The organism is Psychroserpens luteolus (assembly GCF_021032705.1).
Lineage (GTDB): Bacteria > Bacteroidota > Bacteroidia > Flavobacteriales > Flavobacteriaceae > Psychroserpens > Psychroserpens luteolus.
Map to the genome: position 1 here is coordinate 1 of NZ_JAHVXI010000009.1, position 26,870 is coordinate 26,870.

Consider the following 26,870-nt stretch of genomic DNA (forward strand, 5'->3'; position numbering starts at 1 on the left):
TATAAGGACTATCTAAAGCATTCACATTATTATCAGCATCAGCCATTGTCTCATGGTAGCTCACCGATAGGTTAGGATCACCGCCTGTAATCTCTATGTCCTTACTCGTTAAATCAAATACCCCAAACCCATCACTGTCTGGATCACAATACGCTAATGGCGTCGGTGTATTGGCTATTGGTGCCTGCTCGACACATAACTCCAAAGTTGTTGTGTTATAACAACCTGTATTAATGTCTTGAACTCGTGCAAACACGATTTGACAATTAGTAACATTGGTATAAGGTATTGGTAACGGATTTACATTCGCATCTGCATCTGCCTGAGTTAAATGATAACTCACCGAATAGTTCGCGTTATTATCTGTAATCTCAGTATTCTTTACTGTTAAATCTATACTTGTTAAACCGTCTGGTGTGCCATCGTCACAAACCTCTAAAGTTGTTGGTGCAACCACAATTGGTTGAGAAAAAACAGTAAACGTTTGAGTACTTGTTGTAGGACATGCACCGTTAGAAGTATAATCAACAGTATAGGTTGCATCAAATAATCCACCAGTTATTGTACCTGTTGTAGGGTCTATAACTGCTCCATCTCCCGGATTAGGGTTGAATGCAAATGTTCCTCCAGGTAACCCAGTAATGGTTGCCGTTCCTCCGTCACAAGTTGGAGACATTGTAAAACTCGAATCATCTTCAGGGAAAACAGTAACTGTTACCGTAGTTGTTGATGGACAGTTTCCAGAAGTTATGTAATCAACTGAGTACGATACTCCAGGTAATCCATTAGTAATTTCACCTGTAACAGGATCCAATGTAGCTCCATCTCCTGGTTCTGGGTTGAACGCAAAAACACCACCAGCATCTCCCACTATGGTAGCCGTTGCTCCTGTACAACTTGCCATATATGTAAATGATGAATCTTCCGCAGGAAAAACCGTCACGCTTTCACTTGTTGTTTCAGGACAAGGTCCTGAAGTTGTATATTCTACAGTATAGGTTGTACCCGAAACTCCAGTAACTAATCCTGTGTTAGTATCTATCACTGCTCCATCAGCAGGTACTGGATTAAAAGCAAAAGTACCGCCTGTATCTCCAGTAATGACTGCTGTAGCTCCCTCACAAGTTGAAGTTAATGTAAACGTCGCATCTTCAAAAGGTAATACAGTAACTGTTTCAGTAGATGATACAGGACATGCACCAGCAACAGCATATTCTACAGTATAAGTGGCACCTTGTGTTCCATTAGTAATAGTTCCTGTTAATAAATCTAAAATTGCTCCATCAGTTGGAATTGGGTTAAAAGTAAATGTACCGCCTGTATCACCTGTTATGGTTGCCGTTGCACCATCACATGTTGGCGTTAATGTAAAACTCGCATCTTGAGCAGGTAACACTGTTACTGTTTGTGTCGTACCTGGACTACAAGAACTAGCAAATTCATATACGACAGTATAAGTTGTACTTGAAACACCATTAGTTATTGTTCCTGTTACAGGATCAATTACAGCGCCATCTGTAGGCTGAGGGTCTTCAAATGAAAACACGCCTCCAGCATCTCCTGTTATAGTGGCGGTACCTCCATCACATGTAGGTGTCATTGTAAATGATGTATCAAATACTTGACCTACTAGAATGGTTTCTGTATCATTAACTGTTAGGGTACATGCACCAACTGTAATATCCACAAGATTAAAGACTTGATCAACGGCTGGTCCCGTGATAGTCACCGTAGCTGTTCCTGCAGCATCTAAGACGACTGTTTGTGTCGCACCAGCATTGATTGTATAATTTACTGATCCATTTGGCGAACCTGTTATTAAAAATTCAGCATCTTCACCATCACATATTGGATTTGTTACAGCTGTAACATCTGCTAAAAGCTCTTCTTCCATTGTGATGCAAACCTCTTCAGTATATTCACAGCCAAAATCATCAACTACTCTAAACGTATAGCAATGCACTCCTGCAGTAGCTGGGGCTACTGTAATTGTACTTCCAGTAACATTTGTAATTGAAGGATCAGCGTCCCATGTTTCAGAAGTAATAACTGGAGTAAAAGATAATTCTGGAGGCTGAATATTAGGATCAAAGTTCAATCCCCAAGAAAATATATATCCATTATCTATAGATAGATTATCAACTATTTCGATACACCAATCACCATTAAGTGGACTTCCCACTAGGTCGTTAAAAGATTCTACAGGTAAATACGTACCTGGCTCCCATGAGTTGTTTGGAGGGTTTGTACCTGCAGTAATCGTATTAGCATTTGAAAGTAATGTTGTTGCCGACATTGAAAAACAATAATCAGCTCCAACACCTGGTGTGTTAGAATTATCATCATTAGCTCCTCCAAAGTATGTTCCTCCACCAGCTTGAGTAAATAAGTCGGCTTCTTGTCCATTAGGAGAAATTATCTTTATGTCTAAATCTCCAGAGTAAGAGTGCTCCATATTTACACAAATCTCTATGAGTTGGTTTGGATCGGTCAATAATTGATCAGACTCAAAGCAATCTACAGTGATACATGTTGTATAAACCGCACCAGAACCATCAGGTAAGAATGTGGTACCACTAACTGGTGGTGTACAATCATTAACAAAAGGAACAGCATTAACGACACCATCAATAGTTGTTGTTTCTCCAAAACACAAAGTATCATCTGCTGCTTGTGTTCCTGTAAAATCAGGTTCTGTTGCAACCTGTATGACCTGATTAATCAAATTTGTATTAGCACAGCCCAAGGGGTCAGAATCTGTATTGGTATCTCTAACATTTAAATTTACAATATAAACGCCAGGTGTATCATATGAAAATGTAGCTGTTTGACCATCTACAAAATTACCGTTGTCTAAATCCCATTGATATGTTGCTCCTGTACCATCAAACTCAAAAACACCACTACCTGTTAAGGTAATCTCTTCATTTGGACAAACTCTTATATAACCATCGGCATTTGGCGCTGGCGTAGAAGAATCTAATTGGGAGACAATTGTTTGACATGGTGTAAAACATGAAATATCTGCAGACCAACCTGTTGTTGTACCTGCACCATCCGAAACAAACTGAATGGTTAAACATCCAGAACCATTATCATCAGTAGCAGTAACAAAACCTGGATTATTTGCTCCATCAAAAGTTCCAAATGGCGGACTTGCTACACTATCGCCGTTGTATATGGTCATGATATCTGCACCAAGTTGTGTGTTGAAATCTGTGAACGTTAATTGCACCAACTGACCTGGACTGTCAGGACAAATGGTTATTACTAAATTCTCATCACTTGAATAGGCTCCACCTGCTCCACCTGTATCAAGAAAAGTTCCAGAACAAGTTGTAACAGTACCATCTTGCATAAGAACATCTTGTGCGTAGGTATGTAATGAAAATAATGCGAAAATTATGAGTAATGCTTTTTTCATAGCTAAAGATTATAAATGGCTAATTAATTATTTTATTTATGCTGAGATTTGATAATAATGAAGTAATTCGTATTATCAACTCTATACATATGTGACCCGTAAGAATTAAAATTGAATAAGTATTTCAACGGATTGAAATTTTGCGGATTAAAATTAGTGTCACGTTGCAAATTATCAACATAGTAATCCATCAATGGTACTTCCGATAATAACGTACATGGCTTTTGGTCACTTTGATTAGGTATATTTTTAATTTCTACTCTATTACGTAGAATATTTTTAATGTCTTTTAATCGTTGCGGCTTACTTAGAACATTAGCGTTTGCCTTGTTTCCATAAACCTCATTTATTAAAGCTAACTCACTGTTGGTCAATGGACTGTTTACGTTGGGATTGTAGTTAACTGTTTTTTGTTTTCTTGATGTATTAGCAGATTGAGAAAACATGGTAGGAGTTGTTAGTAAAGCACATAACAACATGAGAGGGAACAGTAATTTTGAGTTCATGATTATTTAGGTATTTAAAGACTTGAAATTTAAGAAAATTTTAATAAACAAACTGTTAAATCGGATATCATGTACATACATTCCGATTATAGGCATATAACATCTTAAATTAATAAATCCCTACCCTAGTCTCGTTTTTTTTTATTACGTATCTTTGCATTCTCTTTTAAAATAGAGATATTATATTTTTTAATTTAAATGAATTTCCGTTACTACGGAATACAAAAAATGAAAATAGATAAAGACACACAAGATATAGATGCTTTAGGAGACAATCATGTAGGAACATCCTCTGAAACTCCTATGCGTAACGATGCATTTGAATTAACGTCTTCTGAAAAAATTGATATCATCAAAGATGATGTAAGACACATCATGGAAACACTTGGTCTAGACTTAGAGGACGATAGTTTAAAAGGAACTCCAAAACGTGTTGCGAAAATGTTTGTGAATGAAATCTTTGGAGGCCTCAATCCAGATAAAAAACCTAGTGCTTCTACGTTTGACAATAAATATAAATACGGAGAAATGCTAGTTGAAAAAAACATTACTGTATATTCAACTTGCGAACACCATCTATTGCCCATTGTTGGAAAAGCCCATGTAGCCTATATCTCTAATGGCACAGTGGTAGGCCTTTCTAAAATGAATCGAATTGTTGATTATTTTGCGAAACGCCCTCAAGTACAAGAACGCCTTACGATACAAATAGTGAAAGAACTTCAAAACGTTTTAAACACAGAAGATGTCGCATGTGTTATTGATGCAAAACATTTGTGTGTTAATTCAAGAGGTATCAGAGATGTAGATAGCAGTACTGTGACTTCAGAGTTTGGTGGAAAATTCAAAGAAAAAGAAACGAAACGAGAATTTTTGGACTACATTAAATTAGATACTACTTTTTAAGTATACAGCCTTCCGAAGAAAAAATAAAATATTAGATTTGGGTATTGAAATTAATATCAAACCTATCAATACATTTTAAATACCTTACAGCATGCATTTGTACGAAGAGCAAAAGATTCAAATTTACAATACGCTTAGTGGAAAAAAAGAAGTTTTCAAACCTATTCAAGATGGATATGTGGGAATGTATGTTTGTGGACCAACAGTATATAGTAATGTACACTTAGGAAATGTGAGAACATTCATGTCTTTCGATATGGTGTTTCGCTATCTTAAACATTTGGGTTACAAAGTTCGCTATGTAAGAAATATCACTGATGCTGGACATTTAGAAAATGATGCCGATGTTGGTGAAGATAAGATTACTAAAAAAGCACGATTAGAACAAATCGAACCCATGGAAGTCGTACAGCGTTATACTGTAGATTTTCATAATATTTTAAAGACACTTAACTTTCTACCTCCTAGCATTGAACCAACAGCGACAGGTCATATTATTGAACAAATAGAACTTATCAAAATGATTATTGATAATGGATTTGCCTATGAAGTCAATGGCTCTGTTTATTTTGATGTTCATAAATTCAATGAAAATCACGACTACGGTATTTTAAGCAAGCGTAATTTAGAAGACCTTATCCATAATACACGAGCTTTAGATGGGCAAAGTGATAAGAAAAACCCACAAGATTTTGCACTTTGGAAACGTGCCGAACCTCAACATATTATGCGATGGCCTTCACCTTGGAGTGATGGTTTTCCTGGATGGCATTTAGAATGTACAGCAATGAGCACTAAATATCTTGGTGACAATTTTGACATCCATGGTGGTGGAATGGATTTAAAATTCCCACATCACGAATGTGAAATAGCACAAAGCGAAGCAGCAAAAAAACAAGCACCAGTAAACTATTGGATGCATGCAAACATGTTACATTTAAATGGGCAACGCATGTCAAAATCGACTGGAAATGTCGTCAATCCAAATGAATTACTTTCAGGTGAGAATACATTTTTCAGTAAAGCTTTTGCACCTAGTGTTATCCGTTTTTTTAATGCACAATCGTCTTACAGAAGTGTATTAGATTTAACTGATGATGGATTACTGGCTAGTGAAAAAGGATTTTTCCGATTAATGGATGCCATTAATGTATTAGATGAACTCAAAGCTGGAGACTCTTCTACATTTAATGTTTCAGAATGGCGACAAAAATGTTATGATGCCATGAATGACGATTTCAACTCGCCTATTTTAATTGCTTATCTTTTTGAAGCTGCAAAACAGATCAATCAAATAAAAGATGGCAATGCATCATTGGTGTCGAAAGATCTAGATCTACTGAAAAAAACAATGAATGATTTTACCTTTGACGTATTAGGATTGGTAAATGTATCTAAAGCAGATACTGGAACAGATAAATTAGCTGGAGCAGTAGAATTACTCATTGAGTTACGTCAGCAAGCAAGAGCCAATAAAGACTTTGCTTTATCTGATAAAATTCGTGATGATTTAGCAGCTAAAGGTATTCAGTTAAATGACGGCAAGGACGGAACGACTTTTACGACCAATTGATCATGAAACGTATCCTAGTTGCACCTTTTCTGTTTTTAATTAAAGTGTATCAAACTTTAATTTCTCCTCTAACACCTGCAACTTGTAGATTTCAGCCAACTTGCTCGCACTACTCCAAAGAAGCATTAGAAAAGCATGGTCTTTGGAAAGGTGGAAGATTAGCACTTAAACGTATTTTTAGTTGTCATCCTTGGGGAAAATCTGGTTATGATCCAGTTCCGGAGAAGGATGACAACTAAAAATTTGCCAAAACGCCAGCTCGCACTTTCACTAAAAATGTACACCGTACATTTCTTTCTTCGTTCTGTCGCCTTGGGGAAAATCTGGTTATGATCCAGTTCCGGAGAAAGAAGATTAAAACTATCTTAACAATACTGGTAGTTTAGACATAAATACTATCTTTATCCCAACAAAAATTAAATGTATGCTTGCTCTTCAAATGACATGGAATCCTTCTAAAGGAATAGATCTAGGCTTCTTTACACTACACTATTATAGTATTATGTGGATTGTTGCATTCTTGTTAGGTTTCACCATTATGAAACGTATGTATAAGAATGAAAACCAAACCAATGAATCTTTAGACTCATTGTTCATTTATTCGGTTGTTGGTATCATGCTAGGCGCACGTTTGGGACATGTTATTTTTTACCAATCTGAATTGATTTCCCAAGACTTTTTTAGCATTTTTCTTCCTTTTAAATTTAAAGGCGGTTTTGAGTTTACAGGGTTTCAAGGTCTTGCCAGTCATGGAGCAGCTATTGGAATGATCATATCGATGTATCTCTACAATAAAAAAGTATTGAAAAAAACGGTGCTTTGGATTTTAGATCGTGTTGTTGTACCTGTAGCTTTAGGTGCTGTTTTTGTGAGATTGGGCAACTTTATTAATTCTGAAATTATTGGTAAAGTAACAGAGTCATCTTTAGGTGTACGCTTTGTTCAGGATCAATACAATAAATATGATGTTGAAAAGATTACTGGACTTAAAAATATAAAAGATGCATATAGCAAATTAGGCAGCGATCCTAAGTATGCTGAATATCTAGAAAATGTGCCTTATAGACACCCAGCTCAATTGTACGAAGCTGGGAGTTATATTTTTGTGTTTCTCATCTTATTATTTGTCTATTGGAAAACTAAAAAGAGCGAACAACAAGGTTTCTTGTTTGGTTTATTCTTGGTGTTATTATGGACTGTTAGATTCTTTGTAGAGTTTGTAAAAGAAGCGCAAGTAGAAGGTCGAGAAGACTACGTATCATTTATGAATACTGGGCAATTATTGAGTATTCCTTTTATACTTATCGGGCTTTACTTTATGTTTATTTATAAGCCTAAATCTAAATTAAGCTAAAATGAATCGTCTCTATATAAGGTTGACTGTTATTTTGTTCTTCGGAATAGTTGTGCTTCAAGTGTCATCTTGTAAAGAAGATAAAAAATCTTCCGAAGTTACTATAGCAAAGATCAATTTCAAAAAAGAAGGAGAATTACAGTTAAAAAAAGCTGTTTCAGATTCACTTTTAGTAACAATTGATATTGAAATAGCCGATGATGAGTACTCTACTCAAACTGGTTTAATGTATCGCGATAGCATGAAAGACACGCATGGTATGCTTTTTATTTTTCCAAATATAGACTTTCGTTCGTTTTATATGAAAAACACCGAAATCCCATTAGATATTATTTATATCGCTGAAGACAAAACTGTGGTGAGTATTCAAAAAAATGCCAAACCTTTTGACGAAACCTCTTTACCATCTGAAGGTCCCGCAAAATATGTACTTGAGGTCAATGCAGGATTAAGTGATCTATGGACTCTGGAAAAAGGGGATCTTGTTGAGTTTTCAAAACAATAGCCTACAGACCAACCTCATCACTTAGCCTCCTATCAAGGTTAAAACTCAACCCAACCCTATGATTACTAACATTATTTAAATTTCCATTATTAAATGGAATACCATACCCATACGTTAGATTAGCCCAACCTCCCATACTTATTCCCACTTCCGGAAGCACTCTGAACTCTGAGTTCCCGTTTTGGAAATAATTAACTGCTGATAAGCGAATTGCAAAAACCGTTGCTGATAATTCGTATCCAATTTTGGGAGCAATAGTATGATTGCGACCATCACGGAGATTAGTCTCAACACCAATTCTAAATCCGTCTACACCAACAATAGGAATTTTCCCATTAGTTACTACAGTAACATCGCCAATCAACATATTAAACTCTAAAAACGTTTCATGCTGAACAATAAGTCCAGGAGAAAAAATGATGTCATTATAGGTTTTCTTATATTTATCTGGTTCTCCGCTTTGAGCATACGAAAACAAGGAAGTAAAAAGTAATACGGAAATAAAAAGTATCTTATTCATAATTAAATATAAACAAAAAACCACTTCAAATGAAGTGGTTTTTTAATATAACATAAAAGCAATTACTTTTTACTGTCTTCCTCTTTTGGAGGTGCAATTCCTTTATTTTTCAATGTATCATACATTAATGGTGTTGCGATAAATACCGAAGAGTATGTACCAACAACAACACCTACGATCAAGGCAAATAATAAACCTCTAAGCGATTCAGCACCAAAGATAAACATTGCCAATAATACCACTAAGGTCGTTAACGACGTATTTAATGTTCTACTTAATGTACTATTGATTGCCGAGTTGATATTTACACCTCCTTTAAATCCTGCACGTTCTGCAAGCACTTCTCTAATTCTATCAAATACAACAACCGTATCATTTAACGAGTAACCAATAACGGTCAAAATTGCCGCAATAAATGCTTGGTCAATCTCCATACTAAATGGCATAAACTTGTATAATAATGAGAAGATACCTAATACAATTATTACATCATGGAAAACTGCTGCTACAGCTCCTAATGAGAATTGCCATCTTTTAAAACGGAATAAGATATATAAAAATACAACCACTAACGATCCTAAAACGGCTAGTAATGATTCTCTCTTAATATCATCGGCAATGGTTGGACTCACTTTACTAGAAAGCACTTTACCAATATTATTTTTACCTTCTGAGAAGTCTGCATATGACAGTCCTTCTGGTAAGTATGATTTTAATCCATTAAAAAGCATTGTTTGTACTTCTTCATCAACCTCAACAGAGTTTTCGTCGACTTTATATTTCGTAGAAATCTTTAATTGATTTGCACTACCAATTGTTTTTACTTCAACACTTTGGAATACTGCAGTTAAATCTTTAGCAACTGCCTCTGAACTTACTGCATCATCAAAACGAACTTGATATGTTCTACCTCCAACAAAATCAATACCTTGATCTAGTTTATTAGTAAATAACGATCCTAAACATACTGCAATTAAAATTCCTGAAACCACATAAGCAACTTTACGTTTACCAATAAAGTTGATCTTATTATTCTTAAATAAGTTTTTAGTAATCGATGTAGAGAAGTCCAACTTCTTACCACTATTTACATACCAATCTACTAACAAACGAGTAATAAAGATTGCTGTAAATAATGATGTTAAAATACCTATTAATAATGTTGTTGCGAAACCTTTGATTGGTCCTGTACCAAATACAAATAGGATTAATGCTGTTAAACCTGTTGTAATGTTGGCATCTAAAATTGAAGATAATGCATTAGCGAAACCGTCTTTAACCGCTTCTTTTTGAGACTTACCTTTACCAAGTTCTTCACGTATACGTTCAAAAATAAGTACGTTAGCATCTACCGACATACCAATGGTTAATACGATACCTGCTAAACCAGGAAGTGTTAATACAGCTCCTAATCCTGATAACACACCAAAGATCAATAAGATGTTTAATAATAAAGCGATATCGGCGAAGATACCTGCCTTTCCATAGTAAAGAATCATCCAGATTAACACTAATGATAAAGCAATTAAGAATGATTTCGTACCACTCTCTATAGCTTCTTTTCCTAAAGAAGGACCTACTTGATCAGCTTGAACAATCTCAGCTTTTGCAGGTAACTTACCAGCTCTTAGAACATTAGCTAAATCTTCAGCTTCTTTAACTGTAAAGTTTCCAGAAATTTCAGTGTTACCACCAGAAATTGCTCCATTTGATGCTGTAGGTGCAGAGTATACGATATCATCTAATACAATCGCAATCTGACTTTGGTTTTGATTGGCTCTACCAGTCATCTCTTCCCAAACCTTAGAACCTTTTGCATTCATTTGCATAGATACTGATGGCTGGTTACTCTGGCTAAATGATTGACGTGCATCTGTTACCACACCTCCACTTAATTCTGGTTCATTATCTCTATTTCCTTTGAGTGCATATAAATCGATATACTCAATACCAGTTTCGGCATTTGCTATATACGGTAACCCAAATACAAACTTAGTATAACGAGCATTTGCCGGTAAAGCAGCTCTAACTTCAGACATTTCAAGGTAAGACGCAAGCAATTCTTTATTACTCGATTCGATAGCGAATAAACCTCCCTGAGTATTTGGATATACAGCAACAATCATATCACCTATCGGGTTAACAACCGTTTTTACAGCTGTAGAGTCTGTAGAGGTTTCTCCTAATAAATCATCAATTGTGCTATCTTTAGTATCAGTACTATCAGTAGCTACTGTATCTTGAACTTCAACCGCTTCTTCTTTCTCATCAACATCTAATTTTGCTTTAAGTATTTCGTTAGCTTGATTTAAAAAGGTTCCTAACTCTCCTGGCTTAGCCACATCCCAGAACTGTAATTGTGCTGTAGTTGTAATTAATTCGGTAGCACGTTGTACATCTTTAACTCCTGGCAATTCAACTAATACACGACCAGAATTTCCTAAACGTTGGATATTTGGTGATGTCACACCAAATTGATCTATACGTTTACGTAATACTTCAAAAGCAGACACAATAGATTCATCTACTTTTTCTTGCAATTTATTTTTTACATCAGCATCTGTCATCGAAATATCAATAACATCATCTAGATCTCTATTGGCAAAAATATCTGGTGATGCTAATTTTTGATCACCTTTTACTACCTCCCAAGCCGTAAAGAAAGACTCTAAATACGATTCTTGAGCATTTTTCTGAATTTCTTGAGCATCGCTTAGTGCTTTATTAAATGCTGGATCTTTACTGTTATTTGATAAACCGAAAAGGATATCTTTAACAGAAATTTGAAGAATAACATTTAATCCACCTTTAAGGTCAAGACCAAGATTCATGGCTTTCTCCTTAACTTCTTTACCTGTAAAACTTGCAATACCCATATTGTAAGCTTCTATATTAGACAGCGAGTCTATATAGCGTACTTCCTCTGCATTGATATCGTCTGGGTTGTCATGTTTACTCTCTGCAAATGTCTTTGCAGCTTCATCGATTTGGTTGTTTTTGAATGTAAATGATAATTGGTAGATACTTACCAATCCAAATAACACTGCAAAAAGCTTAACTAGTCCTTTGTTTTGCATTGTACTTTTTTTAGGTCAAATTTATAATCGCGCAAATATAGAATTTACACCGAATTTGACAATTGTTTTTATAATTATATGAAATTGTTGTAAGGCTTTTCAACTTAGTTGATCGCCTTTTAATTGATTGAGATACATCTCAATTATATACGGAAGGTATTGTGGAAATCTTAAGCAAATTAGCTTAATAGGTCTCTCACATTTGTTATAGGTCCTGCCCTAACCTCTGGGATTTTACGTGACCTATTATCTATTGCAATTGCAATATTTTTATTGAATCTATAAGCGACTTTAACAATTCTGCTAAGTGCTCTATCGTCTATATTCTTTGTAGATAGAAAACTATTAGGATTTGAGAATCTATCATTCTCAGCTTTAGTCTCTAAAGCCAGTTTTCCATCTATACTTGAAGCATCATCACCTTGTAGAATTTCATAAACATCAACATTATAAGTGATCGTTTTATCTTCGGAAGGCACTTTGTTTTGATTATCCTCTTTAGAAACATAATCTATCGAAAGGTTGTCATCTTCAGAAAGTAATGCTTTTATAATGGATACATCCGAACTACTGTAGTAAGAAATCTTTAATTGCCCATTTAGCTGCTCTTGTACCTGGATATCTTTAACATCAGCAGTTTGGAGTTTCTGCTTAACAAGGGTAATTGCTTGCTGCGTATCCTGAGATGTAATAGAGCTAGATGTAAACTGTAGAACAATCTCTTGATTAGGTACAGACGTTTGATCATTACTAGCTATACTACCTAGTAAAGTTAACGTTATTATGAGAATACTAATGTACCATCTCGAGTTCATGCGCCAAATATATAAAAAATAAAGAATCTATTGTTACACTTAATCGTTTATAGCAGAAGAGTTAACGAACTTTAGCTTAGGAATACGTCTATGTGAATTTAAAACTAGTGCTAATATTTGTGCTTTATCTAAGGTAAACCCTCCTGTGATTTCGGTTTTTCCAGCACTAATTGGTCCATTTGACACTGTTGGAGCCGAGTATACAATATTATTTACTGTAATTGCTATTCGAGAACCTTTTTGATATGCTATCTCTGTCATCCTTTCCCAACGTTGCGCTCCTTTTGCGTTCATTTCCATACTTATGGATGGACGATTGTTGAATGCATAGGTTTGTTCTGCACTAACAATATGGGTTTCATTTACAAAAGCTCTACCACTGGAAGTCGATCTAATCCCATAAACATCGCGTTCACCTATATCATTTGGTAATCCGAATAAGAATTTTGTCTTTTTCAATTCAGCAGGTAGCAATGCCCTTATGTCTTTCCTATTTAAAAAATTACTAATGGTTACTGTATCCTTTGTTGCTACTGAAAAGAGAGCTCCAAACGGATCAATTGGCGCTTTGATTATATCTACCGCAGATCCTGAATCATCAACTTCACTTGCAAAAGTTCCGATAGCTTCAATTACAAAAGCATTCAAGTCTTTGTGTTGCAAACATTCCCAAAAATCGAGTTGTCCACGATTTTCCAGGATAAGCTGCAATCTATCTAACTCAGTATTGGAATTAATATTAATTTCAATTTGTTGTTTATTATTCAATGTCACCTCGATATCTGAAGCAAGAGGTTTTAATCGAGTAATTAATGTAGCGATGGTTCCCTGTTTATCATTAGCAGAAACCATCTCTGAATTTTCGAATTCGTAAATGATACGATAGTGATGTTTAGGTTTTACATTTCTGCAGGAAAGAAACACTATTACAATACTAATACTATAGAGATACTTCATAGGTTATAGAAATAATAAAGGCTGTCATATCTAATAACAGCCTTAAATATATTTAAACATGTATTGGTATTATAATTCTAACAAACCGTTAGTTTTCTTAACACCTTCTGCACTTTCATTTAAATGAGCTTCTTCGGCATCACTCAAATTGATTTTTACAATCTCTTCAATACCATTGCGTCCTAAAATAACAGGAACACCAATGCATAGATCATTCAAGCCATATTCTCCTTCTAATAATGTAGAGCAAGGGAACATTTTCTTTTGATCGCAAGCTATAGCTTGAACTAAACCACTTACAGCAGCTCCTGGTGCATACCAAGCAGAAGTTCCTAATAATTTGGTTAGTGTTGCTCCACCAACTTTAGTATCTTCTTTCACCTGATTTAAACGTTCGTTTGATAAAAACTCTGAAACTTTAACACTATTTCTAGTTGCATGAGCGGTTAGAGGCACCATCCCTTTATCGCTGTGACCTCCAATTACCATTCCGTCAACATCACTAATAGGAGCTCCTAAAGCTTCTGCTAATCTGTATTTAAAACGTGCAGAATCTAGCGCGCCTCCCATACCAATAATTCGGTTTTTAGGTAGATCTGTAGTTTTATGAACTAAGTAAGTCATGGTATCCATTGGGTTACTCACTACAATGATAATTGTATTTGGAGAGTGTTCGATTAAACTAGAGGATACAGATTTAACGATTCCTGCATTAATGCCAATTAACTCTTCACGAGTCATACCTGGTTTACGCGGAATTCCAGAAGTAATCACACAAATATCGCTATTAGCTGTTTTTGTATAATCGTTAGTAACACCTGTAATTTTAGTATCAAAACCATTTAAAGAAGCGGTTTGCATTAAATCCATTGCTTTACCTTCAGCAAAACCTTCTTTAATATCTAATAATACAACTTCGCTAGCAAAATCTTTAATTGCAATATATTCTGCGCAACTTGCACCTACTGCTCCTGCTCCAACTACTGTAACCTTCATATAATTTTATGTTTTAAATTGTGTTGTTATTTGAGAGTGCAAAATTACAAATTTTTAGGCTTTTAATGAAAAAAGTGTAAGATAAAATCCTACACCTATTCATTACTTTTTCAATTTACAAAATGTTATCTGAAACTAAAGGCAATTCCTGCTGTTGCTGTATTATAATCTTGAAAGGTATAATCTGCAAAAATCTTAAAAAACCCAATATTTAATCGAGTTCCTAAAGTTGCTCGCATCCCGTTTGCTTCAAAATCTAAATTTATCGGATTACTAATTGATTCGTCAATGGTTCCGATGACATTACCGTTGCTATCTACAACATCATAGGTCAATATATAATCGCCTTTCATTTTAGCGGTCGTCTTACCTTGATTATAACCTACACTTCCATATAGTGTAATAATTTTAAAATCTAACGAAGCAATGGCCTGGATTGTCCAAGTATTCATTTTAAATTCTGCTTCTCCGTTACTTACTGCAACCTCATCTTCGGTATTTTCATCATCAATATCATAGGTCACTTTCATATTAGTAAATGCGCCTAATATAGATAAACTCAAAGGCAATTTATCTAACGGTCCCAAATACTGCATAAGATCATGTTGCAAACCAAACCCAATGAGATTGGCATTAACACTATCATCAAAATTTAATTCTGGGAATAGTCTAAGTTTTATATCTGTATTGAAAGGCAGTCCAAATCCTAATTGCACCATTGGTGTTGGAACTGCATTAATTGGCAAATCATCTGTGATGCCTCCAGGCATATCAAAACTAGCCACTTTAAAAGTACCGTCTCCAGTTGGAATACTAATATCAATTTGAGTCTCGGTATCATTTTCACTCATAACTGTATTTAATGATGTTTCACCATTAGGTAATGATAGAAATGTATAGTCTCCTGGCACAAATGCAAATAGTTGGTCTTGGTTAGGAACAAAAGAGGCATTAGCATTAATCATGATATCAAAACCAAACTTTTTATGAGTTTTAGCTGTCGAGTACCAACCTCCATTCATACTATACATTAAACCTTCCATAGCTGGATTTAGATAGTTCTGAGTAAGCAAACTAGCATCATCTGCAGCCAATAAAATTGTTTCGAGTTCTTGTGATTTAGACTGTTGTATCGAGAAGAGGAGTATGAATACAATCAATAGATTTTTCATAGCATTTGATTTATAGGTTATTATAAATGTAATAAAAAAACAAGACTATTTGCTTTTTATCGTTAAAAATTACCTTTTGTCGATATGAAAATAAAGATATTGTATAAAAAAAGCAACTACAGATATGTATGTAGTTGCTTATATTCTTATACTTAAGTTTAAGTAAGTGTGCTTATTTAATTATGCATCAATATTAGCATAGATAGCATTTTTCTCAATAAATTCTCTACGAGGTGGTACCTCATCTCCCATTAGCATTGAGAAAATACGATCGGCTTCTCCTCCATTATCAATTTGAACTAAACGCATAGTTCTAAACTCAGGATTCATAGTTGTGTCCCAAAGCTGCTCGGCATTCATCTCACCAAGACCTTTATAACGTTGTATTTTTGATCCGTCACCAAAGCCTTCAACAATTTCATCACGCTCTTTATCACTCCAAGCATATTGTTTTTTTGCTCCCTTTTTCACTAAATACAAAGGTGGAGTAGCAATATAGATATGACCATTTTCAATTAACTCTTTCATATATCTAAAGAAGAAGGTTAAAATTAAAGTAGAAATATGGCTACCATCAATATCGGCATCACACATTATAACTACTTTATGATATCTTAATTTAGATAAGTTGAGTGCTTTACTATCTTCTTCAGTACCAATAGTTACACCAAGCGCTGTAAAGATATTTTTAATTTCTTCATTTTCAAATACCTTGTGTGTCATAGCTTTTTCAACATTTAAGATTTTTCCACGTAGTGGAAGAATCGCTTGAAATGCTCTATCACGACCTTGTTTGGCTGTTCCACCTGCCGAATCTCCCTCGACAAGAAATACTTCACATTTTGCAGGATCTTGCTCTGAGCAATCACTCAATTTCCCAGGTAATCCGCCAATACTCATAACTGTTTTACGCTGCACCATATCACGCGCTTTTTGTGCAGCATGACGTGCTTGAGCAGCAAGAATTACTTTTTGAACAATGGTTTTGGCATCATCTGGATGCTCTTCAAGATAATCGGTTAACATTTCGGATACTGCCTGACTTACAGATGCAGATACTTCCCTGTTTCCTAATTTAGTTTTGGTTTGTCCTTCAAATTGAGGCTCTTGAACTTTTACAGAAATAATCGCAGTTAATCCTTCGCGGAAATCATCACCTGCAATATCAAATTTCAGTTTATCTAACATTCCCGAAGCATCAGCATATTTCTTTAAGGTATGTGTTAGACCTCTTCTAAAACCTGATAAGTGTGTTCCACCTTCATGCGTGTTAATATTATTAACATACGAATGTAAATTTTCAGCATATGAAGTATTATAGATCATAGCTACTTCAACAGGCACGCCATTTTTCTCACCTTCAAAAGAAATTACTTCGCGCATTAAAGGCTCACGGTTTCCATCTAAGAATTTGATAAATTCTTTAAGACCTTCTTCAGAATAAAAGGTTTCACCTTCAAACTCACCATCGTCCTTTTTATGTCTTTTATCAATTAGATGTACAGTAATTCCTTTATTTAAGTAAGCTAATTCTCTAAGTCTACTAGCCAAAGTATCATAGCTGTACTCTAAAGTTTGTGTAAAAATAGTAGCGTCAGGCTTAAAAGTAACGGTTGTTCCTCTTTTATCTGTATCGCCCACTGCCTTCACAGGGTACATTGCTTTACCACGTTCGTATTCTTGTTCATAAATTTTACCACCTCTGTAAACTGTAGCCTTCAAATGCTCAGATAAGGCATTTACACAACTTACACCAACACCATGCAATCCACCAGAAACCTTATAAGAGTCCTTATCGAACTTTCCACCTGCTCCAATTTTAGTCATCACAACCTCAAGTGCAGACACACCTTCCTTCTTATGGAGATCTACAGGAATACCACGACCATCATCCTCAGTAGTTATAGAATTATCTTCGTTTATGGTTACTGTAATATTATCACAATGACCTGCTAATGCTTCATCAATAGAGTTGTCTACTACTTCATATACCAAATGGTGCAAACCACGAGTACCAACATCTCCAATATACATGGAAGGACGCATACGTACATGCTCCATTCCTTCTAATGCCTGAATACTATCTGCCGAATAATTGTGCTTGTTAAATTCTTCTTTTTTATCGCTCATAAATTGTGATTTATTTGAAATATTAAATACTTAAAATTCATTCAATTTTTTAATTCTTACTGAAATAAAAAAACCCCGTTATTATCGGGGCTTTTGCCACAAACAAAGATACGAAATAATGATGCTTTTTAAAAGCTTTTTATCGATTGAAAACAATAATTATCAACATTTGTTAATTACTTAAAAGTGTCTTAAATCGATTAAAAAGCAGCTTAAAATTGATTTTCTTGTTTTTTAACATCTTTGAAAAAACAAGAAAAGCACAAAATGCTTTAGAGGTCATATTTCAGATTTAAAATATGTCAATAATGACTAAATTCTAGACTTATTTTTTTTCTTTTTAAGCCATGGAAAATTATTCCATTTCCAAATTAAATAAGTCACCAATAAAAAGACAGCATTAAAGAGTAAAATGGTTACAATAAATGGCGGCCATGTTTCAAAAGACACGTTATTGATTGTATGCAAAAAGCTATTACCATCATTGCCTGAAGTGATTAGATGCCTCGTTGCCCAATTATTCCCTAAATGAATTCCTATAGGAAAGAAAATTGTTTTTGATTTTAATAAAGCTGTTGCGAATAGTAAATGCCCAACTGGAATACTAATAATTAAGAAAACCATCATTCCCTTATTTTGTAGCACATTTTCATCTATAACATGGATGAGCATAAAAAGTAGTGAAAAAATAATGTTTGCTACAATAACGTTAGAACCATCAATAGTTTTTTTGAAGGCATAACCTCTAAACAAAAACTCTTCAACCGCTACTGTGGGTAAAATAGTATATAGTGCATATATAACAGTTGTATAATCTACAGAAGTGCTTAGCACTATTGATTCGCCCGTAAATAGTGTTCTAATATATTTTGCAATCAATAAAGCCAAAGCTCCAATAATTAATCCCAACGGTAAAAAAAACAGATTTCGTGCCTTGCAATTTAACCCAATTGCCTGTAATGATTTATTATCGATTTTATAAAGCAACCAGGTCGCAACACCTAACAAAATAGCCGACGTATATGGGAAAAACTTTTTCAGGAATGGCGAATCAATCACGACACTTAGCACAAGTGCTAAAGCAAAGAACAATAGAGCCAATATTAAACGTGTTGCTGTGGGGTATCTAGATAGCAAGTGTTTCATATTATTTGGCATTTTCCTCCTTAATGTGATTAATAAAGAGATTTGATTTAAATAAGAGCTTAAAACCTATTAGTGTCATTATGGAAGGAAAGAACCCTCTAAATAGTGAATAATAGAATTGATTCCATTCGGACAAGTCGATTTTTGAAAGTTCGGTAAATAGCAACTCTCCAAAAGGCTGACTTGGATAAAAGCAGGTCATTATAAAATTATAGCCTATATGAAGCCCCAAACCCAGCATGATTGATTTAGTTTTATGAAATCCATAAGCCCAAACATATCCCGTAAACCCTGTAACCAGAACAACATATATGATAGGAACGATTCTATCATTCGTCATTCCATAAGAAAAAACGTGATAAACCCCAAAGACAAATGCAGATATCAAAATTGCCCATTTACTTCCTATTCTACTTATGAGGATATACAAAAGGGCACCTCTAAACACCAAATCTTCTGTTAAAGCAGATCTAAGATGATAGATAAACGCATTACCCATTGATTTATAATTAACCACTTGTTGTTTCCATGTAATCGACTTTATCTGCGTTTCAATATAGATCATTAAAAGACATATTAAACTTATCATTACTAAGCCAATTGTAAACTGGATTGTTCGATTTTTATTCGGAATGATTCCTAGAACATTTAAGTTCTTTTTCTCAATGAAATGCAACAGCACCCATGAGATTACTATTATGACTAATAATCCTAACATTTGAAATGAAATTTTAAAAAGATTAAACCTTGCTTTTTGGTTTTAAAAATGGAATAGAAAGAGGATAGTAGTATGTCCCTTTGCTTAAGGCAGACATTAAATTCTTAATGCTAAATACAATACCAAAAAGAAATACAGCTCCTGTTCCAAAAAAATTATATCCAGGTAATGGAAAAAACAGTAATAGTGATACAATTAACATGAGATTTAAGGTACAGTGAAAGTTAATGACTGCTCTCCCATGCTCATCATAAACTTTATTGTCTTCGCTTTTGCTAACCCATATGAATATAGGGATCAAGACGTTTGCAAATGGTATGAGCAATCCAAAAAATGGAGAACCATGAATTAACATCATCCATTTTCTTTTAAGAGTTTCTTCGTTTGGATTATCTAAAACGAGTAAGTCGTCGACATCTATTTCTAGGCCATCAGCTAGTAATTTTACAGTTTGCAAATGCGGTTGTACCTCTCCTTTTTCGATACGCTGAATGGTGCGAACGGTAACGCCAGTTTGATGAGAAAGTTCTTCTTGTGTATACCCTTTCAACTTTCGTTGATATACTAAATTTTCTTTAAGTGTACGTTGTTTCATTTTGGTCATTTTTATTGACACAAATCTATAGGGTATTCTTGGTCTTTTACACGACATTTAAATGTCACCTATATGTCATATACAGTATACATAAGGGTTTCAACAAATATATAGCTTTGATTTTTAAACCAGCAAAAATATGATAAAGCGTAAAACTAAAAGGTTGAATCAACTATAAATCCAACCATTGTTTAAAAGAAGATGCTTTATTTTTTCCAATAACAATATCAATTTCCGAAGCAGGTTTAGTTTCTATTTTAAGAGAACTATTCCCAAATTTAATGATCTTATCTATAGCGTAGATCGACACAATTATTTGCCTATTAGCCCTAAAAAATAATTTTTGATCCAAAGACGAATAAATTTGATCTAAACTATCATTAGCTGTATAGCGTTTCCCATCCTTTCTAACAATATACGTAATGGTGTTTTCAACATAGATGTAAGAAATATCCTCTATTGAAACAGGCATTAATTCATTCCTAATATAGGTAAGGAGCCTTTTTTTAGGCAATTCTTTTACTTGGTCTTCATCTTCTTTTTCAAATGCTTCAATTTCGGCCTTAGCCTGCTGCTCCTTTAAAATTGCAATATTTTTTTGATAGTTCTCTAATGAGATATTGAGCTTTGATAAATTAAGCATTCCGTCTTCTAAACGAGAAGAACGTTGTTCTAAAGCTTCATAATAATAACTACCTATATAACGTGTAATTCCTAATAGAAAAATTAAAATTATGAGTCCGAGAATGAGAAACACAAACAAAAAACCACTTTTAAAATTATCTAGTTTGCTAATAATGTTTTTTAAATTGATATGAGTAGCAACAATCATATCAGAATTTGGTATGGGATCAAGGCGAATAATCTCAGAAGTGTTTTGCTCTTTACCTTCTAAATTATAATCGCTTATAAAAGCATAGAGATCTTCAATTGAAACTTCATTTTTCACACTAGAGACCAAAGGATTCTCCCTAGCATCAACGGTTCCAACTTTTGTAATATCTGGAAAACAAACAACCTTACCAGACCAATCGATTACTGATAAAAAAATATTTTCTTCATTAACATCTTCGATGCTTTTTTGAATTGCGTCTACAACATTATTCTTTTCTAACTTATTTTCAAGAGCTTTTGAGCTTATCAAAGAAATCTCTTTAGCTCTTCTTTTTGCTGAATTAATTTCATTTTCAATGAGCAAAATTGAACTACTCTCAGAAATAAAGTTTATCGCTAGATAAGATATTATCAAGTATAAAACACTAAAAATAATTGATATCAGAATATAAATTCTATAATTTTTCATTGTTGGTTTGTAAGGTTATCTAATTTATACCACTAATTTAAACGTTAGGTAATCAAAACATAGAAAATTCAAGGCTCAAAATTCCACTTTAAGATTCATTTTTCCGTTTCAATTATTTTGTGCTACTATAGACGTTTTTTTGGAAGTTTAATTACATACTTTTACATTAATTATTAGAAATAGTAACCAATTTAAGGTAGTACATAATAGGTTAAATAATTAATTAGAATTATGATAAAGCGACATTTGGATAAAATTTTTGTAGCCGCGTTTTTACTCATTTCGATTACAATTATAACGATAGATTTAATAACCAGATCTGATAGGAATACGAATGAGAAACGAACTATTAAACAACTGACAACAAATGAATTGATTTTTGAATACAAAAATCAATCGCTTGGACAATTTATAGAAAAAGCTATTGAAGTCGATGGTATTTTAAAAGAGATAAAATATAAAAATGATATCTATACGCTGTATTTAACTGATGGCAATCATAAAACATATATTTTATGCGAATTACAAAGTGATCAAATTGAAAAGATACCACAACTTAACATAGGAGAAAAAGTTAAAATTAAAGGCATATTAAAAGGTCATTTAATGGATGTTATATTATTGAATTGTGTTATTATATAAAAAGAGTATTCATGAATAAAACTTTACTATTAATTCTTATCGCTTTTATTAATTACTCCTCTCATTTTACAAGCAAAAAAGACTATAAAGAAGAGTACATTGAAAGACAAGGCGAAGTCTCTTTTTTCTCTTATACACCAGTAGAAAACATTCAAGCTACTAACAATCAAGCCTTAAGCATCTTTGACATCAAGACCAATGAAGTTGCGGTAAGAATTTTGATGAGGGCCTTCGTTTTTAAGAAGTCATTAATGCACGAACATTTCAACGAAAGTTATATAGAATCCGACCTATATCCTGAAGCAACATTTAGTGGAAAAATCATAGATTTTGACCCAAGTATTGAAACCATGCAAACTCGCATAATAAAAGGTGATTTTACGTTGAAAGATGTTACCAAATCAGTCGACATTAAAGCTACCATATCTAAAGTTGACGGGAATTACATTATCAAAGGAGGTTTAGACATTTTAATAGACGATTATAATATCAAAGTACCCGCTTTATTGTCACCCAATATTTCAAAAAAAATAGAAGTTACTTTTAATTTTAAATATTCTCAGCATGAAAAGTAAAATACTACAGTTTGTACTTTTCTTAAGTATACCATCATGTTTATCATCTCAAAATTTGCTAGACAAATTGGCCAATGAAGATTTAGAAACAACAAATTATGTAATGTCTACATTTAAAGGTACTCGACTTTCAATTGGCCATTCTATTGAAACTCGTAAAAAGAATACATTAGAAATTTCCTTTATGAGTCGTTATTGGAATGTTCCACAAGAGACAAGTAATTCTTTTATAGCTGATAGAATGTGTACAAGAGTAGGTTTGGATTATGGGATTTCCGATCGTTTAACCTTTGGAATAGGCTCTGGAAATCCAAATGGCATAATCGATTCTTACTTAAAGTATAGACTATTTCAACAAAGTACAACAAAAAAAGGAAGTCCTGTAGGTATAACCTTATTGCAAACAAGCACTTACAGAACGCGATCCATAAAAGGAATTGAACGCAGAAATACTTTTGGTGAAAAATTGGCTTTTACAACTCAACTATTAATTGCAAGAAAGATAACGAGAGATTTTTCACTTCAAATCTCACCTACATTCGTTCATAGAACATCTTCTAATTTTAGTGTCGACGACCATAATCATTTCGCTGTAGGTTTTGGTGGACGTTATAAAGTAAGTAATCACGTTTCTATCGTTTCAGAATATTATTACGTAGCAAACCCTCTAAAATCTATCGAAACTTTTGGTGCTTTTTCACTTGGAGCTAATTGGGAAGTAAGTGATTTATTATTACAGTTTAAAATGACCAATAATCAAATTTTCACTGAAGATGCTTTCATCACTCAAACCGCACAAAACTTTAATTTTAGAGATGGAAATTTCTACTTTGGTTTCCATGCGACCTATCATATTCAATTATAACAATTCTTTTGAAATAAATAAGTCTACAAATTTTCCGTTTTAACTGGCAATTTTCCGTTTCGCACTTTTTTGTTGTCAGGATGCATAAAAACAGACGTCATTTACGGTATCAAATAATTTAAACAAAATTAAACGCAATGAAAATGAAAAAAATCTTTTTATTCATGATACTAACAGCTTTATTAGCAAGCTGTAGTTCAGATGACGACACTATTAATCCAATTGATATTGGTGAGAGTATTATTCGCATTACACAGGTAAATGCCGACACAGACGAAATTATCATTTCAAATTTTGGTGATGCTTCAGTAGATATTGGTACTTACTGGCTATGCTTAGGCCCTGGAACTTATGTTCAAATTTCCGATGCTACGAACGGTTCAACAAACTTAAATCCAAATCAAAACATCACATTATCATATGATGTTAACCCTACGGCAGACGGACTTAGTATTTTTACGACAAACACATTTGGATCTTCAGACCCAAACGTACTTTTAGATTATATACAATGGGGAGCTGCCAATCAAGCTCGAGTTAACCAAGCCATAACAGCTGGTCGTTGGGATAATGCTAACAATTTCGTACAAGAAGGGTCGCCTTATATTTTTAATGGACAGGCCAATCAATTTGGATCTACATTCTGGGAAGGAACAACTATAGTCGTTCCACCAACTCCAAGTGTTGTAAAGATATTGGAAGTCAATACCACAACAGACCAAATTACGTTAACTAACCTAGGAGGTACAGCAGTAGATATTGGAGATTACTGGTTATGCCTTGGACCTGGAACCTACGTTCAAGTCTCTAATGCGGCTTCAGGTTCAACAAACTTAGCACCTAATACTAGTATTACATTATCTTATGATGTGAATCCCACAGCAGATGGACTAAGCATTTTTTCTACAAATTCATTTGGATCTACAGATCCAGACGTACTAGTAGATTATGTACAATGGGGTGCTGCCAATCAAGCTCGAGTTAACCAAGCGGTAACTGCTGGACGCTGGGATGATGCCGATAACTTCTTACAAGCAGGGTCTCCTTATAACTTTACTGGTGAAGCTAATGATTTTGGCTCTACATTTTGGAATTAAGCCCGATTAACGTTACCTACTTATATTTAATAACCAACCTGAAAGGCATCAATACTATTGATGCCTTTTTTCTGTATTATAGTTCCTTGTGTATTTTAGAATAAAATAATACTCATTTAGATTCAATACAAAGAAATCTCACAATCGTACATTAACACAATTCACTTAAACCTTAAATCGTTTAAATTCTTCAAATGAACGCCAATAGCTTCTAAGTCGTAGACTTTCTAAACAAAAAGATGACAACACTACTGTTTACAATACTTTCAACAATTCCGTTTTAAAGCCCCTTTTTCCGCTTCGCTATAATTTAATTGTATTAAGGTCACTTTCCACATTTTATTTGCATCATCAAATTAGTAAAACATTTTAATCACAAAAAAAAATTGAATGATGAAAAAAGTACTCAAAAAGTGGCCCACAATTTCTGCCACACATTTAAACAAAGTAGTGTTTCTTTTTTTCTTTTTATTCTCAGTTAGCTTTTTACAAGCTCAAATTGTTATAAATGAAGTTAAAGAAAACGGAAGTGTAGAACTTAAAAATTTAGGTGCTACAACAATAGATGTCTCAACTTATTGGTTGTGTGACGTCCCTAGCTATAGGCAATTGAATAGTAGTTCTATTACTGTAGAGACAGGAAGTCTAAATATAGCTCCAGATGCAATCTTAGAAATAAGCGGATTCAACTTTATCGATAGTGCAGATGGTGAATTAGGTTTATACTCGACTAACTCTTTTGGGAGTAGTTCTGCTATTGTAGATTATATTCAATGGGGATCTGGAAATCACGGTCGCGCAAACGTGGCAGTAGCTGCAGGAGTTTGGAGTAGTGCAACAGATTTTATTCCTGCCTTTGGAGAATCTCTATCTCTACAATATGACGGCACAGGTGATAGCCCTTCTGACTATTTTGAAGATACTGACACTCTAGGCAGCGATAACAATATTGTTATATGTAATGCAAATGCTGCAGATATTACAATTGACAATACTAATCTAAACAATACCACTACAGTTGCTCCAGACGGTTTAAGTGCAGTTATTTGTGTTGATAATCAAGATGACTTTATTAATGTAAATATAGGTTCTGGTAGTGTAGGTACTAATTCAGGATTTATTATTACAGATGCCGCTACGAATGAAATTTTAGGACTTCCAAATAATGGTCCTTTTAATTTAAATGGCGCAGGAATCGGTATATGTGAAATCTGGTATGTACGTTATGAAAATAATTTTTCTGGAAATATAGTTGGTAATAGCTTATCAGATTTAACTGGGTGCTTTGATTTATCAAATCCAGTACAAGTCATCCGCGAAGCTGCCGATGGTGGGACTGTTGCTATCGATCTTGCTGCTACCGGAAATCCTAATAATACAACATCTTTCAATGGAGATACTGAAGCGGTAATCTGTGTCGATTCTCAAGCAGATCCTTTAGTGATCACTCATGAGAATCCTGGTGCTGAGAATTTATCTTACAGATATGTGATTACCAACGAAGATGCTTCGGTAATCTTAGCCATATCGCCTTCGGCAACCATAGATCTTAATGGTGCTGGTGTTGGAACGTGTCAAATTTGGGGTTGGTCATACAGAGGAATGGCTGATAATGGTGCGTCATTTATTGGTGGACCTTTAGCCGATCTTGATGCTGCTGAATGTTCAGATATCTCTGATAATGCTGTAAATGTTATCCGCGAAGCTGCCGATGGTGGGACTGTTGCTATCGATCTTGCTGCTACCGGAAATCCTAATAATACAACATCTTTCAATGGAGATACTGAAGCGGTAATCTGTGTCGATTCTCAAGCAGATCCTTTAGTGATCACTCATGAGAATCCTGGTGCTGAGAATTTATCTTACAGATATGTGATTACCAACGAAGATGCTTCGGTAATCTTAGCCATATCGCCTTCGGCAACCATAGATCTTAATGGTGCTGGTGTTGGAACGTGTCAAATTTGGGGTTGGTCATACAGAGGAATGGCCGA

The 26,870-nt window shown here is 34.3% G+C and carries 22 protein-coding genes and 1 pseudogene; 10 read left to right on the forward strand and 13 right to left on the reverse strand.

Features of this window, described 5'->3' with window-relative positions; all coding sequences use genetic code 11:
- Together KWG70_RS17220 and KWG70_RS17225 are read right to left on the reverse strand one after the other, a co-directional pair.
- Positions 1-3,424 (reverse strand): PKD domain-containing protein (locus KWG70_RS17220; RefSeq protein ID WP_230937288.1); only part of this gene is annotated, 3,424 nt, incomplete at its 3' end.
- A gap of 32 nt (positions 3,425-3,456) precedes the next feature.
- Positions 3,457-3,930 (reverse strand): hypothetical protein, encoded by a 474-nt coding sequence (locus tag KWG70_RS17225; protein ID WP_230937289.1) that lies wholly within the window; start codon positions 3,928-3,930, stop codon positions 3,457-3,459.
- A 228-nt stretch (positions 3,931-4,158) separates the two neighbouring features.
- Between KWG70_RS17225 and folE the strand changes: the two genes are divergently transcribed.
- The 5 genes from folE to KWG70_RS17250 all read left to right on the forward strand — a co-directional run bounded on the left by folE (position 4,159) and on the right by KWG70_RS17250 (position 8,268).
- Positions 4,159-4,836 (forward strand): GTP cyclohydrolase I FolE, encoded by a 678-nt coding sequence (gene folE / locus KWG70_RS17230; RefSeq protein WP_230937290.1) that lies wholly within the window; start codon positions 4,159-4,161, stop codon positions 4,834-4,836.
- Between the two features lie 91 nt (positions 4,837-4,927).
- Positions 4,928-6,409 (forward strand): cysteine--tRNA ligase, encoded by a 1,482-nt coding sequence (gene cysS / locus KWG70_RS17235; RefSeq protein WP_230937291.1) that lies wholly within the window; start codon positions 4,928-4,930, stop codon positions 6,407-6,409.
- A gap of 2 nt (positions 6,410-6,411) precedes the next feature.
- Entirely contained in the window at positions 6,412-6,648 is a 237-nt protein-coding gene (gene yidD / locus KWG70_RS17240) for a membrane protein insertion efficiency factor YidD (protein ID WP_230937292.1), read from the forward strand.
- Between the two features lie 185 nt (positions 6,649-6,833).
- Positions 6,834-7,763, forward strand: coding sequence for a prolipoprotein diacylglyceryl transferase (lgt, locus tag KWG70_RS17245; protein WP_230937293.1), 930 nt, complete (start codon positions 6,834-6,836; stop codon positions 7,761-7,763).
- Between the two features lies 1 nt (position 7,764).
- Complete coding sequence (locus KWG70_RS17250) at positions 7,765-8,268, forward strand: DUF192 domain-containing protein (protein ID WP_230937294.1); 504 nt, start codon at positions 7,765-7,767, stop codon at positions 8,266-8,268.
- Position 8,269: 1 nt separating this feature from the next.
- On the opposite strand, the gene KWG70_RS17255 is transcribed toward KWG70_RS17250, so the two are convergent.
- The 11 genes from KWG70_RS17255 to KWG70_RS17305 all read right to left on the reverse strand — a co-directional run bounded on the left by KWG70_RS17255 (position 8,270) and on the right by KWG70_RS17305 (position 21,697).
- A complete protein-coding gene (locus tag KWG70_RS17255) occupies positions 8,270-8,788 on the reverse strand; it encodes a hypothetical protein (RefSeq protein ID WP_230937295.1) in 519 nt (172 codons plus the stop codon).
- 62 nt (positions 8,789-8,850) lie between these two features.
- Positions 8,851-11,865, reverse strand: a complete 3,015-nt coding sequence (gene secDF / locus KWG70_RS17260) for a protein translocase subunit SecDF (RefSeq protein WP_230937296.1) — start codon at positions 11,863-11,865, stop codon at positions 8,851-8,853.
- A 179-nt stretch (positions 11,866-12,044) separates the two neighbouring features.
- A complete protein-coding gene (locus KWG70_RS17265; RefSeq protein WP_230937297.1) occupies positions 12,045-12,680 on the reverse strand; it encodes a hypothetical protein in 636 nt (211 codons plus the stop codon).
- 39 nt (positions 12,681-12,719) lie between these two features.
- The gene (locus tag KWG70_RS17270) at positions 12,720-13,637 is read right to left on the reverse strand and encodes a SecDF P1 head subdomain-containing protein (RefSeq protein ID WP_230937298.1); all 918 of its coding nucleotides are present in this window, start codon (positions 13,635-13,637) and stop codon (positions 12,720-12,722) included.
- 69 nt (positions 13,638-13,706) lie between these two features.
- Positions 13,707-14,633, reverse strand: coding sequence for a malate dehydrogenase (mdh, locus tag KWG70_RS17275; RefSeq protein WP_230937299.1), 927 nt, complete (start codon positions 14,631-14,633; stop codon positions 13,707-13,709).
- Positions 14,634-14,758: 125 nt separating this feature from the next.
- Positions 14,759-15,805, reverse strand: coding sequence for a DUF6588 family protein (locus KWG70_RS17280; RefSeq protein WP_230937300.1), 1,047 nt, complete (start codon positions 15,803-15,805; stop codon positions 14,759-14,761).
- Between the two features lie 180 nt (positions 15,806-15,985).
- On the reverse strand, positions 15,986-17,935 hold the full coding sequence (gene gyrB / locus KWG70_RS17285) for a DNA topoisomerase (ATP-hydrolyzing) subunit B (protein WP_230937301.1): 1,950 nt from the start codon (positions 17,933-17,935) through the stop codon (positions 15,986-15,988).
- 312 nt (positions 17,936-18,247) lie between these two features.
- Positions 18,248-19,081, reverse strand: coding sequence for a CPBP family intramembrane glutamic endopeptidase (locus KWG70_RS17290; protein ID WP_230937302.1), 834 nt, complete (start codon positions 19,079-19,081; stop codon positions 18,248-18,250).
- Between the two features lies 1 nt (position 19,082).
- A complete protein-coding gene (locus tag KWG70_RS17295; protein ID WP_230937303.1) occupies positions 19,083-19,799 on the reverse strand; it encodes a CPBP family intramembrane glutamic endopeptidase in 717 nt (238 codons plus the stop codon).
- Positions 19,800-19,821: 22 nt separating this feature from the next.
- Positions 19,822-20,394 (reverse strand): helix-turn-helix domain-containing protein, encoded by a 573-nt coding sequence (locus KWG70_RS17300; RefSeq protein WP_230937304.1) that lies wholly within the window; start codon positions 20,392-20,394, stop codon positions 19,822-19,824.
- A gap of 172 nt (positions 20,395-20,566) precedes the next feature.
- Entirely contained in the window at positions 20,567-21,697 is a 1,131-nt protein-coding gene (locus KWG70_RS17305) for a LytR/AlgR family response regulator transcription factor (protein WP_230937305.1), read from the reverse strand.
- Positions 21,698-21,928: 231 nt separating this feature from the next.
- On the opposite strand from KWG70_RS17305, the gene KWG70_RS17310 reads away from it, so the two are divergent.
- From KWG70_RS17310 to KWG70_RS17330, 5 genes and pseudogenes are all read left to right on the forward strand, one after another.
- The gene (locus tag KWG70_RS17310; RefSeq protein ID WP_230937306.1) at positions 21,929-22,339 is read left to right on the forward strand and encodes an OB-fold putative lipoprotein; all 411 of its coding nucleotides are present in this window, start codon (positions 21,929-21,931) and stop codon (positions 22,337-22,339) included.
- 11 nt (positions 22,340-22,350) lie between these two features.
- Positions 22,351-22,914 (forward strand): YceI family protein, encoded by a 564-nt coding sequence (locus KWG70_RS17315; RefSeq protein ID WP_230937307.1) that lies wholly within the window; start codon positions 22,351-22,353, stop codon positions 22,912-22,914.
- Positions 22,904-23,779 (forward strand): DUF5777 family beta-barrel protein, encoded by an 876-nt coding sequence (locus KWG70_RS17320; RefSeq protein WP_230937308.1) that lies wholly within the window; start codon positions 22,904-22,906, stop codon positions 23,777-23,779. The genes KWG70_RS17315 and KWG70_RS17320 overlap by 11 nt, the downstream gene beginning before the upstream one ends.
- Before the next feature lie 143 nt (positions 23,780-23,922).
- Positions 23,923-24,876 carry a hypothetical protein gene (locus tag KWG70_RS17325; protein ID WP_230937309.1) on the forward strand — a complete coding sequence of 318 codons (954 nt, stop codon included), beginning with the start codon at positions 23,923-23,925 and terminating at the stop codon, positions 24,874-24,876.
- A gap of 390 nt (positions 24,877-25,266) precedes the next feature.
- A pseudogene (locus KWG70_RS17330) lies at positions 25,267-26,870 on the forward strand (hypothetical protein); the annotation flags it as partial.

What these genes read in the sequence shown, in the direction of transcription:
- KWG70_RS17225 (WP_230937289.1), bottom strand. Translation starts at nt 3,930, where the DNA reads ATGAACTCAAAATTACTGTTCCCTCTCATGTTGTTATGTGCTTTACTA.
- folE (WP_230937290.1), top strand. Translation starts at nt 4,159, where the DNA reads ATGAAAATAGATAAAGACACACAAGATATAGATGCTTTAGGAGACAAT.
- cysS (WP_230937291.1), top strand. Translation starts at nt 4,928, where the DNA reads ATGCATTTGTACGAAGAGCAAAAGATTCAAATTTACAATACGCTTAGT.
- yidD (WP_230937292.1), top strand. Translation starts at nt 6,412, where the DNA reads ATGAAACGTATCCTAGTTGCACCTTTTCTGTTTTTAATTAAAGTGTAT.
- lgt (WP_230937293.1), top strand. Translation starts at nt 6,834, where the DNA reads ATGCTTGCTCTTCAAATGACATGGAATCCTTCTAAAGGAATAGATCTA.
- KWG70_RS17250 (WP_230937294.1), top strand. Translation starts at nt 7,765, where the DNA reads ATGAATCGTCTCTATATAAGGTTGACTGTTATTTTGTTCTTCGGAATA.
- KWG70_RS17255 (WP_230937295.1), bottom strand. Translation starts at nt 8,788, where the DNA reads ATGAATAAGATACTTTTTATTTCCGTATTACTTTTTACTTCCTTGTTT.
- secDF (WP_230937296.1), bottom strand. Translation starts at nt 11,865, where the DNA reads ATGCAAAACAAAGGACTAGTTAAGCTTTTTGCAGTGTTATTTGGATTG.
- KWG70_RS17265 (WP_230937297.1), bottom strand. Translation starts at nt 12,680, where the DNA reads ATGAACTCGAGATGGTACATTAGTATTCTCATAATAACGTTAACTTTA.
- KWG70_RS17270 (WP_230937298.1), bottom strand. Translation starts at nt 13,637, where the DNA reads ATGAAGTATCTCTATAGTATTAGTATTGTAATAGTGTTTCTTTCCTGC.
- mdh (WP_230937299.1), bottom strand. Translation starts at nt 14,633, where the DNA reads ATGAAGGTTACAGTAGTTGGAGCAGGAGCAGTAGGTGCAAGTTGCGCA.
- KWG70_RS17280 (WP_230937300.1), bottom strand. Translation starts at nt 15,805, where the DNA reads ATGAAAAATCTATTGATTGTATTCATACTCCTCTTCTCGATACAACAG.
- gyrB (WP_230937301.1), bottom strand. Translation starts at nt 17,935, where the DNA reads ATGAGCGATAAAAAAGAAGAATTTAACAAGCACAATTATTCGGCAGAT.
- KWG70_RS17290 (WP_230937302.1), bottom strand. Translation starts at nt 19,081, where the DNA reads ATGAAACACTTGCTATCTAGATACCCCACAGCAACACGTTTAATATTG.
- KWG70_RS17295 (WP_230937303.1), bottom strand. Translation starts at nt 19,799, where the DNA reads ATGTTAGGATTATTAGTCATAATAGTAATCTCATGGGTGCTGTTGCAT.
- KWG70_RS17300 (WP_230937304.1), bottom strand. Translation starts at nt 20,394, where the DNA reads ATGAAACAACGTACACTTAAAGAAAATTTAGTATATCAACGAAAGTTG.
- KWG70_RS17305 (WP_230937305.1), bottom strand. Translation starts at nt 21,697, where the DNA reads ATGAAAAATTATAGAATTTATATTCTGATATCAATTATTTTTAGTGTT.
- KWG70_RS17310 (WP_230937306.1), top strand. Translation starts at nt 21,929, where the DNA reads ATGATAAAGCGACATTTGGATAAAATTTTTGTAGCCGCGTTTTTACTC.
- KWG70_RS17315 (WP_230937307.1), top strand. Translation starts at nt 22,351, where the DNA reads ATGAATAAAACTTTACTATTAATTCTTATCGCTTTTATTAATTACTCC.
- KWG70_RS17320 (WP_230937308.1), top strand. Translation starts at nt 22,904, where the DNA reads ATGAAAAGTAAAATACTACAGTTTGTACTTTTCTTAAGTATACCATCA.
- KWG70_RS17325 (WP_230937309.1), top strand. Translation starts at nt 23,923, where the DNA reads ATGAAAAAAATCTTTTTATTCATGATACTAACAGCTTTATTAGCAAGC.